Source organism: Parahaliea mediterranea (genome assembly GCF_017255185.1).
Lineage (GTDB): Bacteria > Pseudomonadota > Gammaproteobacteria > Pseudomonadales > Halieaceae > JAFKCZ01.
The window spans coordinates 37,136-52,248 of record NZ_JAFKCZ010000015.1; the positions used below are offsets into that span (position 1 = coordinate 37,136).

The following is a 15,113-nucleotide window of genomic DNA, read 5'->3' on the forward strand; positions in this document are numbered from 1 at the left end:
TTACCGGACGCCGGGGTCCCGAATCGGAAGCTTACGTGGCCCTTAGCAAGCGACAGATCCTGTTCTCCACCCTCATGCTGGCCGGCGCCAGCGCGGTCACCGCCCTGCTGTACATGAACCGTCCGGCGACCGAGATCGCCGAGCCGGCCTATGTTCCGGTCACGGTGGACGCCGTGGAGGCGGTCAAGGAAACCATCCGCATCCCGATCCAGGCCCAGGGCACGGTCAGCCCCCTGCGCCGCACCGCCCTGGTGGCCGAGGTCGCGGGCCGGGTCACCGAGGTCTCTCCGACCTTCAACGTCGGCGGCTTCGTGGAGGCCGGCGAGGTGATGCTGCGCATCGACCCGCGCAACTACCAGACGGCCCTGCTGCGGGCGCAGTCCGCGGTGGCCTCCGCCGAGAGCGCCCTGGCCCAGGAAAAGGGCCGCGCCGAGGTGGCGCTGCAGGAATGGCGCAAACTCCCCGCCGGCAGCCAGCGCAGCGAGGAGGCCAAGGCGCTGTACCTGCGCAAACCGCAGCTGGAGCAGGCCGAGGCGCAGCTGCTGGCCGCTCGCGCCGATCTCGATACCGCCCGCGACGACCTCGGGCGCACCATTATCAAGGCGCCCTACGAGGCCCTGATCAGCGGCAAATCGGTGGAGCTGGGGCAGTACGTGTCGCCGGGCACCGCGCTGGCGGAAGTGTTCTCGGTGGAGTACGCGGAGGTGCGTCTACCCATCCCCCAAAGCAAACTCGACTACCTCGACCTGCCGGGCGTGGAGGGTTACCGGGGCGGCGCCGGCATCGACCTCTACACCGACGTCGGTGGCGAGCTGACCCACTGGACCGCGCGGCTGCACCGCAGCGAAGGCGTGTTCGACGAACGCTCGCGGGTGCTGTACACGGTGGCCCGTATCGAGGACCCCTACGCCCTGCGACACCCGGGGCGCCCGCCCCTGCGCATCGGCACCTTCGTCAACGCCAACATCACCGGGCGCGCCCTGCACGACCTGGTGGCCCTGCCGCGCCACGTACTGCGCGCGGACAACCGCCTGTGGATCATCGACAACGAGCAGCGCCTGCGCGACCGCAAGGTGAGTGTCCTGCGCACCGGCGGCGACCTGGTCTATGTCTCCGCCGGCCTCGACGCGGGGGAACTGATCTGCCTGTCGTCGGTGGACAGCGCCCTGTCCGGCTCGGAGGTCGACGTGGTATCGCGGGTCACCAGCAGTGAGCTGCGCCGGCAATACACACCGGGGCTCGAACGCGACACCGGCGCGGCCGTGGGCAGCGCGCGGCCCGCGGGCCGGGCCGACGCCAGCGACAAGGCGCCGGTGGCAGCGGCCTCGCCGGCCGCCAACGACGCGGGCGCCTGATGCGCGGGGACGGCCCGACCAGCGGGATCATCGCCTGGTTCGCCCGCAACCCGGTGGCGGCCAACCTGCTGATGATCATCATCCTGGTGGTGGGACTCGGCTCCGCCTTCACCATCCAGCGCGCCATGTTTCCGGCCTTCGACCTCGAGGTCATCTTTGTCAACATGTCCTACCCCGGGGCGCCCCCGGAGGAAGTGGAACAGGGCATCGTGCTCAAAATCGAGGAGGCCATCAACGATGTCGATGGCATCAAGCGCGTCGAATCCGACGCTCTGGAATCCCACGCCCGCATCATGATTGAGCCCCTCGACGGGACCGACATCAATACCCTGCTGGACGATGTCAAGAACCGCATCGACGCCATCCAGTTCTTCCCCGAGGAGGCCGAGAAACCGATCATCAGCCAGCCCGAGCTGTTGTTTCCGGCCCTGACCCTGCAGCTGTCCGGCGAACTCGGCGAGCGCAGCATGAAAACCCTGGCGGAGGATATCCGCCGGGAACTGCTGACCTACCCCGAGGTGTCGGCGGTGGAGGTAGTGGGCGCCCGGGACTACGAGATATCGGTGGAGATTTCCGAGCAGCTGCTGCGTGAGTACCACCTGTCCCTGGGCGAGGTGGCGGATATCATCTCCGCCTCCTCGCTCGACCTGCCCGCGGGCTCGGTGCGCACCGAGCACGGCGACATCGCCCTGCGGACCCTGGGCCAGGCCTATGTACAGCAGGACTTCGAGCACATCGTGTTGCGTACCTTCCCCGACGGCACCCGCCTGCTGCTGGGGGACATCGCCACGGTCAGGGACGACTTCGAGGAGGCCCGCGGCTTCTCGTTGTTCAACGGCCAGTACTCCCTGGGCATCCAGGTCTTCGCGATGGGCGAGCAGGACATCATCGAGACCGCCGACATCACCAAGGCCTATGTGGCGCAGAAACAGGCGCAGCTCGCCGACGGCGTGCGCCTGGACGTGTGGTCGGACATCACCTTCTACCTCGAGGGGCGGCTGGGCATGATGCTCGGCAACCTGGCCATGGGCGCGCTGCTGGTATTTATCATCCTGGCCCTGTTCCTGGAGATCAAACTCGCGTTCTGGGTCATGCTGGGCATCCCGGTGTGCTTCCTCGGCGCCATGGCGATGATCAACACCCCCTACATTCACGCCAGCCTGAACATGATCAGCATCTTCGGCTTCATCCTGGTACTGGGGATCGTGGTCGACGACGCCATCATCATGGGTGAAAGCGCCTACTCGGAAACCGAACGCCTGGGTCACAGCGTCGACAACGTGATCAACGGCGTCTACCGGGTATCCACCCCGGCGACCTTCGGCGTGCTGACCACCATCGTGGCCTTCGCCCCCACCCTCTTCATGGAGGGTGTTTTCGCCGCCATGCCCGCCGCCTGCGGCTGGGTGGTCATTCTGTGCCTGGCGTTTTCCCTGGTCGAGTCCAAGTGGATACTGCCCGCCCACCTGGCGCACAGCAAGCCCACCCGCAACGCCCTGCTACTGTTCATCGACCGCCGGCAGGAGGCCATCAACCACCGGCTGAAGCACTTTGTGGAGCACCGCTACTCGCCATTCCTCGCGCGCTGCGTGGACAACCGCTACGCCACCCTCGCCACCTTCATCGCCGGCCTGATCCTGTGCGCGGGCCTGTTGGCCGGCGGCGTGGTACGCACCGTACTGGCGCCGGACGTGCCCGGCGAGTTCCTGCACGTCGACGTGACCATGTCCGAAGGCACGCCCGAGGCCCGCACCCTGGAAACCATACAGGCAGTGACCGAGGCCCTGGACGCGGTCGAACGGGACTACCAGCGCGAGTCCGGCACCGACGAGCGGCTGGTCCAGCACGTGTTCGCCTATGGCACCGACCGAATTTCCGGCGGTATCGACGTGGAACTCACCAAGGAAGACAAGCGCGGCATCAGCACCCGGGAGATCGAGCGGCGCTGGCGCGACAAGGTCGGCTACATCCACGGCGCCGAGGTGCTGGCGATCTCCAGCGCCGATGGCCCCAAGTTCGGTCCCACCATCGCCTTCGATCTGATGCACAAGGATTTCAATACCTTGCGGGCCGCCGCCGAGGAACTCGAGGAGGCGATGCGCCACTACGAGGGCCTGTACGATATCCGCAACGGCGCCAGCGACACCCGGGACGAATTCCACATCGACATCCTGCCCGAGGGCGAGGCTCTTGGCCTGACCCGCTACGACCTGGCCAGCCAGGTGCGCCACGCCTTCTACGGCGCCGAGGCCCAGCGTATCCAGCGCAACATCGACGAGATCCGCGTGCTGGTGCGCTATCCCCGGGCCGACCGGGAGACGGTCAGCAGCCTGCACGACATGTATATCCGCACCCCGGACGGCACCGAGGTGCCCTTCGGCACGGTGGCGAAGCTGGCGGTCGAGCAGGGCCTGATGAAGGCCACCCATATCAACTTCCAGCGCGCCGCGGAGGTGACCGCCGAAGCCAACAAGGACCAGGTCGAGCCGGGTCGAGTCATGGCCGACCTGGAGCAGCGCGTCATCCCCGCGCTGGTGGAAAAGTACCCCGGGCTCAGCTGGGGAATTTCCGGGCTCGCCGAGGAGGAGATGAAAATGGCCCGCAGCATGCTCATCGGCTTCGGGCTCGCGCTGTTCGGTATCTACGCGCTGCTGGCGGTGCCCACCCGCTCCTACCTGCAGCCGCTGATCATCATGGGCGTGATCCCCTTCGGCGTGATTGGCGCGGTCGTCGGTCACTGGATCACTGGCTACCCGCTGTCGATGATGTCGCTGATGGGGGTCATCGCCCTCAGCGGCGTGGTGGTCAATGACAGCCTGATCCTGGTGGACTACATCAACAAGGCGGTGCAATCGGGGACCGACACCCTGACCGCGGTGATGGAGGCCGGCACGCGCCGCTTCCGGGCCATCCTGCTCACCTCCCTGACCACCTTCTTCGGGCTCGCGCCGATGCTGCTGGAGCGCAGCGCCCAGGCCCAGGAAATCGTGCCCATGGCCGTGTCGCTGGCCTTCGGCATCGTATTCGCCACGGTGATCACGCTGCTGCTGGTGCCCAGCCTGTACATGATCCTGGACGACCTGGCCCGCTGGAACCGCGGCCGGGCCGAGCGCCGGGACACGGCGGGCACCGCGGCCCAGCACTGAGGCCGGCGTGACCCTGGCCAGCCTGATCGCCGCCGGCGGCGCCCTGTTCGGCGCCCTCATCACCCTGGCCCTGCTGCTGCCCGCCAACCGCGATACCGCCGCCAACCGCCAGCTGGCGGTACTGACCGCCCTGGCCACCGTCTACCCCCTGTCCACCCTGGCCCGGCACGGGCCCCAGAGCGCCCTGTCGGCGCCGCTGCAGTTCCTCGCGGTGGGCATTTTCCTGCTGGGGCCGGGCCTGTATCTCTACACCCGCGGGCGGATCAACGGCGACAGCCGCTGGCGGCGGCGGGACCTCTGGCACGCCCTGCCCTGCGCGCTATTGGCGGCGAGTTTCACCCTGGGCTCGCTGGGCTTCCTCGAGCGGGACCCGGCGCAACGCCATGCCGAGGTGGTGGGTGTGCTGTTCTACCTGCAGTTGACGCTGTACCTGGCCTGCGCGCTGCGCCTGCTGTACCGCGCCCGGCGCGAATCGACGCCAGACCGGGTCGCGCCAGACCGGGTCACGCCAGACCGGGTCACGCCAGACCGGGTCACGCCAGACCGGGTCGCGCTGGACAGGGCCACCCTGCGCTGGCTGAAAACCCTGCTGGGCACCTGCCTGGGACTGGGCCTGGTCGGGCTGCTGTTCGCCCTGGGCCGCTGGCTGACCGACGCGGTGAGCTGGCCCCAGCAGCTGTGGTCGATGACCGTGGTGATGGGCATGAGTTACCTGATCGCCTTCTTCGCGCTGCTGGACCCCACAGTGTTCCACGGCAGCCGCAGCGCCCGGCGGGAGCCGGCGCGCTATGCAACCAGCAGCCTCGACACGGAACAGGCCCAGGCCCTGTGGCGGCGCCTCGAATCGCACATGCGCGAGACCCAACCCTACCTGCAGACCCAGCTCAAGGTGGGCGAGCTGGCGACCGCGCTCGCGGTGCCGGCCAGCCACCTGAGCCAGACCGTCAACCAGGTCGGCGGCCGCAGTTTCGCGGCCTACCTCAACCACTACCGGGTCGAGGCCGCCAAGGACCTGCTGCGCCAGAGCGCCCCCGGACAGCGCACCATGCTGGATATCGCCCTGAGCGCGGGCTTCAATTCCGAATCGGTGTTCTACAAACATTTCCGCGACCAGGTGGGCAGCACCCCCCGCCAGTTTCAGCAATCCCCCCCCGAAAACAGCCCCTAATCCCGGTTTTCTTCTCCGATTTTGCAAAAACGGAGGGCGAGAGACCCGTTTTGCGCCACTTTGGACGCGCACGGACAGCGTGCCCGACGTATCAGCAAAAGAGGAAAGCCATATGCTTCGCAAGACATTGACACCCCTGCGCCTGGGACTGGCCGCCACGGCACTGGGCATCACCCTGCCCGCCTGGTCCCTCAACATCCTGGTGACCAACGACGACTCCTGCACCGCCGAAGGCATCAACGTGCTGATGGATGCCCTCGAAGCCGCGGGTCACACCGTGACCATGTATGCCCCGGCCGGTGAGCAGAGCGGTCGCGGCGGCGCCATTTCCACCAACATCGGCGCAAATTTCGGCATCAGCAATGTGGGCTTCCACGGCCCAACCAGTGCCGATAACCGGTATTGCGTGCGCATCCCGGCGGAGAACCCGGCGGAGGGCGCCGAAGACGAGGAAATCACCATCAGCGCATCGCCCAAGGACAGCGCGCTGGTGGGTCTTGCACTCATGGCCGACAACCCGCCCGACCTGGTGGTGAGCGGCATGAACGACGGCCAGAATATCGGCAAGGGCGCCTACTCCTCGGGCACCGTCGGGGCCGCAGTGGCCGCGGTGGAAAAGGGCTACCCCGCCATCGCGGTCAGCCACAACCGCTTTACCGCAGAGGACGGCATGAGCTTTGCCGCACTGGCGAATTTCGTGGTCGACGTGATCGCCGAACTGGAGGCAGGCCGGACCGACGGTGCCCCGCTGCTGCCGCCCGGCACCGGCCTCAATATCAACAACCCGGTGGGACCACCCCGCGGTATCGCCCACACCACACTCGGGCAACTGGACCTGAAGTTTGGCCCCAACACCAACGGCGAGGGTGGCGCCGCGGTGCTGTTCGAGGGCATTCTCAGCCTGGGGGAACTCGTGGGAGAAGCCCAGGCCGAGGCCCTGGCGGCGAACCCCGACGCCACGGTAGAGGATTTTGCCAATGCGGGCCTGGACACCAATGACGAGGCCAGCATGTCCGTCGCCGGCTACATTACCATTACCACCCTGGATGGCGACCTGACCGCCGGCCTGCGCAAACGCGAACTGATGGCACTGAAACTGCGCGAACTCGGCGCGGGAGGTGAGTAATGCGGCGACTGACAGCAAGCCTGGCTGCCTGCCTGCTGCTGGCGGCCTGCAGCGATTCCAGCGACCACCGGCAGGAAGCGCCCACCCCGGTGGACCCTCCGCCCCCGCCGGTGGAACCCACCGATCTCGACAGCACCGGTGTCTATCGCGGGCAACTGGTCACCGGGAATCGCAACCTGGCCCTGGTGACAGTCACTCTCGCTCGGGATGGAACCACCGCCATCGCCATCGATAGCGATGACGATGAGAAGGCCAACATCGTGTTCTGGGGTGAAACCAGCGAGGCCGCCGGGGAACTGGACTTCAGCGGGCGGGATGGCCGGGACGGCAGCGCGATCAACCTGACTTTCACCGCAAGCGAACAGACACTGCGTGGCCAGTGGCAACTGGCCGGGCTGAGCGGCGAGCTCAGTGCGGACCTGGCGCCAGAATCCGCGGTCGACGACGGGCTGAGCGGGGGCCAATTCGCCCGCCTGGACAGCCCGGGCGGGCTGACCGCCCTGGAACTGGCCGGGGATGGAACGCTGACCCTCACGGCGCCCTGTGAGGGCAGTGGCGAGATCAGCACACCTGACCCGGCGGTCAATGTCCACTACCTCAGCCTGGCCAGTGACTGCCTCGATTGGGAAGCCCTGGTGTCCGTGGACACCGTGGCGGGTGCCAAGGCCGCGCTGCGGGTAACGGGCGCCGGGGGTCTGGCGACACGCCTCTACCAGCCCTAAGCTGCTCCGGGTGTCGGGTCACCCGCGTGGATGACCCGACACCCGCTTACACTTCCGGCCCGCAGCGGATACAACGCATGTAAAGGTGCCCCGGATCGCGCAGGGAAGACACCAGCTCCGCCGCCTGCCTCACCGGTTGCCACAGCATGTCGGCTCCCGGTGGCAGCTGGCCCCGCACCAGCGGACCGAGCCACAGTGCCGCGCGCCGGCTGAGCTGCTGCAGCAGGAGTTCCCGCGGCGACAGCGGCGGGCGCACATACTCCACCTCGAAGTCCTCGAGCCCGGCCAGTTTCCCCGCCGCGCCGACCGCGTCGGTCAGCGAGCCCAGCTCGTCCACCAGGCCCTCGGCCCTGGCGTCGGCGGCGCTCCACACCCGCCCCTGGGCGATGGCGTCCACCGCCTCCACCGGCATATCCCGTCCCTCGGCCACCAGTTGCAGGAAGTTGCGGTAAGTGAACTCCACGCTGCTGGTAAGGGCGCTGGACAACTGCTCGTTCAGGGGGCGGTCGATGCGCAGGGAACCCGCCAGGTCGGTGGTGCCGACGCCGTCGGTATGCACGCCCAGGCGTCCCAGGGTCCGCTCGATGGTGGGAAACGCGGCGAACACGCCGATACTGCCGGTGATGGTGGCCGGGGTCGCGTAGATCAGGTCGGCGCTGGCCGCGATATAGTAACCCCCCGAGGCGGCGATCGAGCCCATGGACACCACCACCGGCAAGCCCCTGGCCTGCACCTCGAGCACCGCCTGGCGTATCACCTCGGAGGCGAACACGCTGCCCCCGCCGCTGTTCACCCGCAGCACCAGGGCCTTCACCCCTTCCGCGTCCGCGGCCTGGCCGATCAAGCGCGCCAGCGAATCGCCGCCAATGGAACCCGGCGGCTGCTCGCCGGGCACGATATTGCCCTCGGCGACCACCACCGCCACCCGGTCGCCGGCCATGGGCGACAGGTGCAGCGGCCGCTTGCGCGACACGTAGTGCTCGAACGGCACCGCCTCGTACTGGTCGTCCTCGTTGCGGGCGCCGACGATGTCCGCCACGTAGTCGTTGGAGGCCCGGTGCGGCATCAACTCGTCGACCAGGCCCGCCTCCAGCGCGGCGCGCGCGGCATCGCCGCGGTGGCTCGCCAGGCGCTGCGCGTAGTCGTTGACGTAGGCGCTCACCGCGCCGGGCGCCAGTTCCCGGCGCTGCTCCACGCGCTCGACAAACTGCCGCCACAACTGCCCCAGCCAGCGCGCGGTGATCTCGCGTTCACCCGGGGACATGTCGTTGCGCAGGAAGGGCTCGGCGATGGACTTGTGCTCACCGGCCTTGAACACGTGCATATTGATGGACAGCTTTTCCAGGGCCTCGCTGTAATAGTTGCGGTAGCTGCTGAAACCCTCCAGCGCAACCGCCCCCAGCGGGTGCATGATCAGCGTGTCCGCCTGGCTGGCCAGCAGGTACTGGTCCTGGGTGAAGTAATCCCCGCGGGCGATGATCGGCTTGCCGGTGGCGCGGAAGCGCTCCAGCGCGGTGGTAATTTCCGAGGTCTTGCTGATACCGACCGCCACCAGGTTATCGAGCTCGAGGACCAGGGCATTGATCGCGTCGTCCTCGGCGGCGTAGTCGATGGCGTCGAGGATATCCCGCAGCGCCACCTCGTGGCTGGCGGGGTTGGGCTCGGCCAGCAGCGCCTGCAGGGGATCAACCGGCGAGCGCTGGTCCACCACCCGGCCGGCGGGATTGAGCAACAGGGCCGCCTGCTCCGGCAGCGGCTCCGGGCTGCCGCTGGTGAACAGGAAGTAGAGCGCCACCAGCATCAGCAGAAACAGGATGTTGGCCAGCGCCTGCCTGACCCGGGTAATGACATTCCACAGGCCGGAGAAAAACCGGCGCGGGGCAGAGGGTTTACTCATCCGTTACTCTCCGTCGCCCGCCGCGGCAGGCAATGTGGCTTTGAAGTCGCGGGCGCGCCAGCGCACGTAGAGCATGGCGGCACAGAACAGGGTTACCACGGCCAGCATACCGCAGATCGCCAGGGCGCTGTCCGGTACCGCGAACAAGCGCTCCACCAGGGCGATAAAGTACAGCAGGCACACAAAGCACAGCCAGATATAGCTGCGCAGCCGGTCGCGCAACATACCCGGCAGGAACATCACCAGAGGCAACAGCTTGCCCAGCCACAGTATCCACGGCAGGCCGTGCAGCAGGGCATCCAGCAACTGCTGGCCGAACAGCACCGCCCAGCCCAGCCAGGTCAGCTGCCAGGCCAGCCGCGTCGCGCCGCCGCGCGGCAGGCTCACGCCAACCTCCCGGCGAGCCTGGCCACCCGGCGCCCCAGGGCCCGGCACAAGGCGCTCTCGCGCTCGTCCACCGGGCGGCTGTTGTCCTGCCCGGCCCAGTGGGAAGCGCCGTAGGGGGTGCCGCCGGACTCGGTGCCCATCAGGCCCTCCTCGCTGTAGGGCAACCCCGCGACGAGCATGCCGTGGTGCAGCAGCGGCAGCATCATGCTGAGCAGCGTGCTCTCCTGCCCGCCGTGCAGGCTGGAGGTGGAGGTAAAGACAGCGGCGGGTTTGTCGATCATCGCGCCGCTGAGCCACAGGCCCGAGGTCTGGTCGAGAAAATACTTGAGGGGCGCCGCCATATTGCCGAAGCGCGTCGGGCTGCCAAGCACCAAACCCGCGCAGTGGCGCAGGTCATCCAGCTCGCAGTAGAGCGGGCCATCGGCGGGTATCTCGTCCTCGCTCTGCTCGGTCGTGGCCGAAACGGCCGGCACCGTGCGCAACCGCGCCTCCACCCCCGCCACCAGGGCCACACCACGCGCGACCTGCCGCGCCATTTCCGCGACGGCGCTGTGGCGGGAGTAGTACAGCACCAGAACATAGGGCGACGAGGTCACGGCTCAGTCCAGCAGCTCGAGTACGTTTTCGGGAGGCCGGCCCAATACGGCCCGATCGCCGCGCACGACAATCGGCCGCTCGATCAATTTGGGGTGGCTGGCCATGGCCCGCAGCAGCTCGTCGTCGCTACTGTCCTTGCCGAGCCCAAGATCCTTGTACTCGGCCTCTCCGCGACGCACCAGCTCCGCCGGCGTCTTGCCCAGCTTTTGCAGCAGCGCTTCCAGGGCCCCCGCGTCCGGCGGCGATTCGAGGTAGAGCACCACATCGGGTTCAACCCCGCGCTCCTGCAACAGGGCGAGCGTGTTGCGGGACTTTGAGCAGCGCGGGTTGTGGTAGATGACATAGTCGCTCACGATCGACTCCTGATTTCTTCGCGGACAAGGACAGCGCAGTATAACAAAGGCGGCCCCGACACTCTCGTGTCGACATCGCCGTACGTGCGATAATACGGGCCATGGAGGCAATCAAAAGCAAAATCGATCAGATCTGGCCCCGGGTGCGCTACCTGGCCAACCGTTTTTCGGAGGACCGCTGTACCGACAACGCCGCCGCGCTCACCTATATGAGCTTGTTTGCCCTGGTGCCACTGATCACGGTGATGTTCACCATCGCCACCGCCATACCCGCGTTCCAGAACCTGGAACAGGAAATACGGGACCTGGTGTTCAAGCATATGCTGCCGGCCACCAGCGCCGACCTGGAAACCTATATCGACGACTTCTCCCGCCAGGCCAGGAACCTCACCGGCTTCGGTATCGCGTTCCTGGTGATCACCGCGGTGCTGATGCTGCGCAATATCGAGCGGGCCTTCAACCTGATCTGGCGCACGCGGGAAAACCGCAGTCCGGTGTCCAGTTTCGTGACCTACTGGGCAGTGCTCAGCCTCGCGCCCATCACCATCGGCCTGGCCCTGGGCATACCCGGCGCAGTGGCCGCGGCGGCGGTGTTCGTCGAAGACTACGACATCATCGGCGCCACCGACCTGTTGTTGAAACTGACACCGCTATTGCTCACCGCCGCCGGCTTCACCCTGTTGTACGTAACCGTGCCCAATTGCCGCGTTCCCTTTCGTCACGCGCTCATCGGCGGCCTGCTGGCCGCGCTGGCCTTCAATATCTCGCGCGGCCTGTTCACCACCCTGGTGCAGGGTTCCAGCATCACCCTGATCTACGGCGCTTTCGCCGTAGTGCCCCTGTTCCTGCTGTGGATTTACCTGTCCTGGAATATCGTGCTGATGGGCGGCATCCTGGTACACAGCCTCTCGGCCTTCCGCACCTCCGAGCAGGCCTCCCGTCCCACGGTGCTCAAGGCCCTCGATATTCTCTACCTGTTCTGGAGCCGGCAACAGAGCGGCCGGCCGGTGAGGGAAATCGAATTGCTCGGCGGCCGTATCGATGTGCTCAAGGGCCTGGACAGCGAAACCTGGCGCGAGCTACGGGACCTGTTCATCCGCCGCAAGCTGATTACCCAGGACAGCGGCGGGCACTATGTGCTGTGCCGCGACCTGCACACCGTGACCTTTTGGCAGGTCAAGGAGTGGGTCAACGCCGAACTCCCGCTGACCCAGGACGCCGCGGACAGCGCGCAACCCTGGCAGCGCTTCGCCCACGACCTGTTGCGCGACGAGCGCCGCCACCAGCGGGAGATGCTGAATTTCAATCTCGTGGAGTTGTTTGAGAAATGAGAAACCTGTTCGCGGCCGCCGCGATAGCGCTGCTCGCCGCCTGCGGCGAGGCCCCCGCCCCCGGCAATCACCCGACCCTGGAGTCCCTGCGGGGCCAGTGGGTGGTGGTGAACTATTGGGCCAAGTGGTGCAAGCCCTGTATCGAGGAAATCCCGGAACTCAACCGCCTGGACCGGGAGCACGACGACATTGCCGTGCTCGGGGTCAACTACGACGGCCTGACCGGCGAGGCCCTGACGGCACAGGTACAGGAACTGGGCGTCGACTTCCCCACGGTGGCCGACCCCGCGGCGCAACTGGGTAGCCCGCGGCCAACGGTGCTGCCAACATCACTGATTCTGGACCCCAAAGGCCAGCTGGTCGACACCCTGGTGGGCCCGCAAACCGCCGACACCCTGCTGGCGGCCATCCGGGGTTAACTACCGCCGCGTCGCGCCCCGGCAGGTAGTGCCTCTTTTTGTTCCGCTCAGGGGAACATGCGGTGCCAAGCTCTCGATATTTTGTTGGGATCTTTTTTATAGGCGGCCTTCCGGCCGCTGCGTCTTGCCCCAGCGTATGGTTTCGCTATGGGGAGCCTGCGGCATAAGACCCAAACCAGCTTGTTGGTGCCTTTCTCCTAGAGGCGGCTTGCGTAGAGGCGGCTTGCAGCCGCTGCGTCGTGCCCCGGCAGGCGGTGCCTCTTTCTAACTAATCCAGCCCGGGGAGTATGCGGCACAAGAACCAAGCTATTGTTGTTGGCTTCTTTCAGGGAGGCGGCCTGCGGCCGCAGCGCCGAGCCCCGGCAGGCGGTGCCTCTTTTGTTCCGCTCCGGGTAGCATGCGGCGCGCCAGCCTCTTTGCTTCTTGGGTGACGAGTTGCTCCTAACTTCGAATGGCCTGATTGCCGGGCATGGCTGGAGGGACTGCGTAACTTCGGTAGTCCGCTGGAGGGTGTCGGGGTCGCGTTGCCACTAAGCCGATGCGGTACTCGCACCGACTCCCCTGCGCTGCACAAAAGAGGCACCACCCACCGCGTCCCAACGCGGGGGACGTTGACGATGCGTTCAATGCAAATTTCGCTACATCCCGTGTAGGGTCGAATTTATTCGACCAAAAAAGCAGCGGAATGAATTCCGCCCTACAAGGACAGGCAGCCCCCCTGTAGGGCCGGATTTATTCGACCAAAAAGCGGCGGAATGAATTCCGCCCTACAAGGACAAGCAGCCCCCCCTGTAGGGTCGAATTCATTCGACCAACCATAGACCGGACATTTGCACCCTCACCCACCGATTGACACCCCGCGTTGATCCGGGGTAGGTCAGGTCTTTTTGGCCCGGCGCGCAGGGGTCGGTGCGAACACAGCCATAGCTTAGTGGCAGCAACCCCGCAGCCCACTCGCCCGGACACCCCCCAAACAACCGCGCCCAATCACCAGTATCGCCCGGGTCGACCAACAGAGCCCCCAGGGCAGCGCCCCCTGCAAGAAGCAAAAAGGCAAACGCACCGCATGCCCCGCAGCAGAGGGCCAAAAAGACCTGGCCTGCGCCGGAGCGACGCAGCGGCCGCAGGCCGCCAATCCGTCAGACCGTCAGACCGTCAGACCGTCAGACCGTCCGACCGTCCGACCGTCCGACCGTCCGACCGTCAGACCGCCAGACCGCCAGACCGCCAGACCGCCAGACCACCAGACCTCCAGACCGCCACCGATTGCGCTTCACCGCGCTCCCTGTGGCCAACCTGCGGGACGACTTGCACCTCCAGAAGCGCCCCCTGCCAGGCGCACATAAAAAAACCGGCCCATGAGGGCCGGTTGGAACAGGGAGATAGAGCCTATCTCCAGGGGGTATGAGACCTGGTCGGGACACATGCCGTCGAGCGGGGTATCGGTTCACGGCGACATGCATATCGTCTTACCACGATCATTATGACCAGCGTCGCCCGGGCGGGTTCCCGCCACGGTGAAAATAATTTTCGCCCCGGCACGGCCCGATTGGACAGCCGGGGGCAGCTGGGACTACAGTCACAGCACCGCCCGGCACTGGAACCGCCGGGACTGACACGGAGGAACAACCATGGGCAAAATTTTCGAGGACAACGCGGGCACCATCGGCGGCACGCCGCTGGTGCGCATCAACCGGATCAGCGAGGGGAAAATCTACGCCAAGCTGGAGAGCCGCAACCCCGCGATGTCGGTCAAGTGCCGGATCGGCGCCAGCATGGTGAACGCCGCGGAACAGGACGGCAGCCTGAAAGCGGGCATGACCATTGTCGAACCCACCAGCGGCAATACCGGGATCGCCCTCGCCTTCGTCGCCGCCGCCCGCGGCTACGGCTGCATCCTGGTCATGCCCAGCACCATGAGCCTGGAGCGGCGCAAACTGATGCGCGCCCTGGGCGCGGAAGTCGTTCTCACCGACGGCGCCAAGGGCATCCCCGCGGCCATCGCCAAGGCCGAGGAGATTATCGCCTCCGACCCCGGTAAATACTGGGGTCCCCACCAATTCGAGAACCCCGCCAACCCCGCGATCCACGAAGCCACCACTGGCCCGGAAATCTGGGAAGATAGCGAGGGCGAAATCGATGTTCTGGTCTCCGGCGTGGGCACCGGCGGCACCCTCACCGGCATCTCCCGCTACATCAAGCGCACCCGCGGCAAGGCCATTACCACGGTCGCGGTGGAGCCCGACACCTCCAGCATCATCACCGCCGCCAAGGCCGGCACGGAGCCCAGTCACGCCCCGCACAAAATCCAGGGCATCGGCGCCGGCATCCTGCCGCGGAACCTGGATCTGGAGATGGTCGATGTGGTGGAGCAGGTCAGCAGCGAGGAGGCCATGGACTGGGCCCACAAATTGATGCAGCAAGAGGGCATCCTGGCGGGCGTGTCCTGCGGCGCGGCCATGGCGGTCGCCGACCGACTGTCGCGGCAACCGGAGTACGCCGGCAAAACCATCGTCGCGATCCTGCCGGACTCCGGTGAGCGCTACCTCAGCGGCCCCCTGTTCGAGGGCGTATTCACCGACAACGAAATGGTGCAGTAGACAGCGGCGCCG

Annotated in this window: 12 protein-coding genes; 8 read left to right on the plus strand and 4 right to left on the minus strand. The window is 66.6% G+C overall.

Annotated features, from left to right (window positions below; translation table 11 throughout):
• Positions 1-35 precede the first annotated feature (35 nt).
• The 5 genes from JYP50_RS17855 to JYP50_RS17875 all read left to right on the plus strand — a co-directional run bounded on the left by JYP50_RS17855 (position 36) and on the right by JYP50_RS17875 (position 7,517).
• On the plus strand, positions 36-1,355 hold the full coding sequence (locus JYP50_RS17855) for an efflux RND transporter periplasmic adaptor subunit (RefSeq protein WP_206561920.1): 1,320 nt from the start codon (positions 36-38) through the stop codon (positions 1,353-1,355).
• The gene (locus JYP50_RS17860) at positions 1,355-4,501 is read left to right on the plus strand and encodes an efflux RND transporter permease subunit (RefSeq protein ID WP_206561921.1); all 3,147 of its coding nucleotides are present in this window, start codon (positions 1,355-1,357) and stop codon (positions 4,499-4,501) included. Before JYP50_RS17855 ends, JYP50_RS17860 begins: the two co-directional genes overlap by 1 nt.
• A gap of 7 nt (positions 4,502-4,508) precedes the next feature.
• Complete coding sequence (locus JYP50_RS17865; RefSeq protein ID WP_206561922.1) at positions 4,509-5,669, plus strand: helix-turn-helix domain-containing protein; 1,161 nt, start codon at positions 4,509-4,511, stop codon at positions 5,667-5,669.
• A 112-nt stretch (positions 5,670-5,781) separates the two neighbouring features.
• Complete coding sequence (surE, locus tag JYP50_RS17870) at positions 5,782-6,795, plus strand: 5'/3'-nucleotidase SurE (protein ID WP_206561923.1); 1,014 nt, start codon at positions 5,782-5,784, stop codon at positions 6,793-6,795.
• On the plus strand, positions 6,795-7,517 hold the full coding sequence (locus JYP50_RS17875) for a hypothetical protein (protein ID WP_206561924.1): 723 nt from the start codon (positions 6,795-6,797) through the stop codon (positions 7,515-7,517). Before surE ends, JYP50_RS17875 begins: the two co-directional genes overlap by 1 nt.
• A gap of 46 nt (positions 7,518-7,563) precedes the next feature.
• Here JYP50_RS17875 and sppA read toward each other — a convergent pair whose 3' ends face one another.
• From sppA to arsC, 4 genes are read right to left on the minus strand one after another with little or no spacing between them, the layout of a single operon-like run.
• The gene (gene sppA / locus JYP50_RS17880) at positions 7,564-9,414 is read right to left on the minus strand and encodes a signal peptide peptidase SppA (RefSeq protein ID WP_206561925.1); all 1,851 of its coding nucleotides are present in this window, start codon (positions 9,412-9,414) and stop codon (positions 7,564-7,566) included.
• A 3-nt stretch (positions 9,415-9,417) separates the two neighbouring features.
• Positions 9,418-9,801 carry a DUF2069 domain-containing protein gene (locus JYP50_RS17885; RefSeq protein WP_206561926.1) on the minus strand — a complete coding sequence of 128 codons (384 nt, stop codon included), beginning with the start codon at positions 9,799-9,801 and terminating at the stop codon, positions 9,418-9,420.
• Entirely contained in the window at positions 9,798-10,397 is a 600-nt protein-coding gene (wrbA, locus tag JYP50_RS17890) for an NAD(P)H:quinone oxidoreductase (RefSeq protein ID WP_206561927.1), read from the minus strand. The genes JYP50_RS17885 and wrbA overlap by 4 nt, the downstream gene beginning before the upstream one ends.
• Positions 10,398-10,400: 3 nt before the next feature.
• Positions 10,401-10,751, minus strand: coding sequence for an arsenate reductase (glutaredoxin) (gene arsC, locus JYP50_RS17895; protein WP_206561928.1), 351 nt, complete (start codon positions 10,749-10,751; stop codon positions 10,401-10,403).
• Between the two features lie 101 nt (positions 10,752-10,852).
• Here arsC and JYP50_RS17900 point away from each other — a divergent pair, with 101 nt between their 5' ends.
• The 3 genes from JYP50_RS17900 to cysK all read left to right on the plus strand — a co-directional run bounded on the left by JYP50_RS17900 (position 10,853) and on the right by cysK (position 15,101).
• The gene (locus tag JYP50_RS17900; protein WP_206561929.1) at positions 10,853-12,082 is read left to right on the plus strand and encodes a YihY family inner membrane protein; all 1,230 of its coding nucleotides are present in this window, start codon (positions 10,853-10,855) and stop codon (positions 12,080-12,082) included.
• Positions 12,079-12,501: a TlpA family protein disulfide reductase gene (locus JYP50_RS17905; protein ID WP_206561930.1), complete on the plus strand. Its 423-nt coding sequence runs from the start codon at positions 12,079-12,081 to the stop codon at positions 12,499-12,501. Before JYP50_RS17900 ends, JYP50_RS17905 begins: the two co-directional genes overlap by 4 nt.
• Positions 12,502-14,132: 1,631 nt before the next feature.
• Positions 14,133-15,101, plus strand: a complete 969-nt coding sequence (gene cysK, locus JYP50_RS17910; RefSeq protein WP_206561931.1) for a cysteine synthase A — start codon at positions 14,133-14,135, stop codon at positions 15,099-15,101.
• Positions 15,102-15,113: the final 12 nt, after the last annotated feature.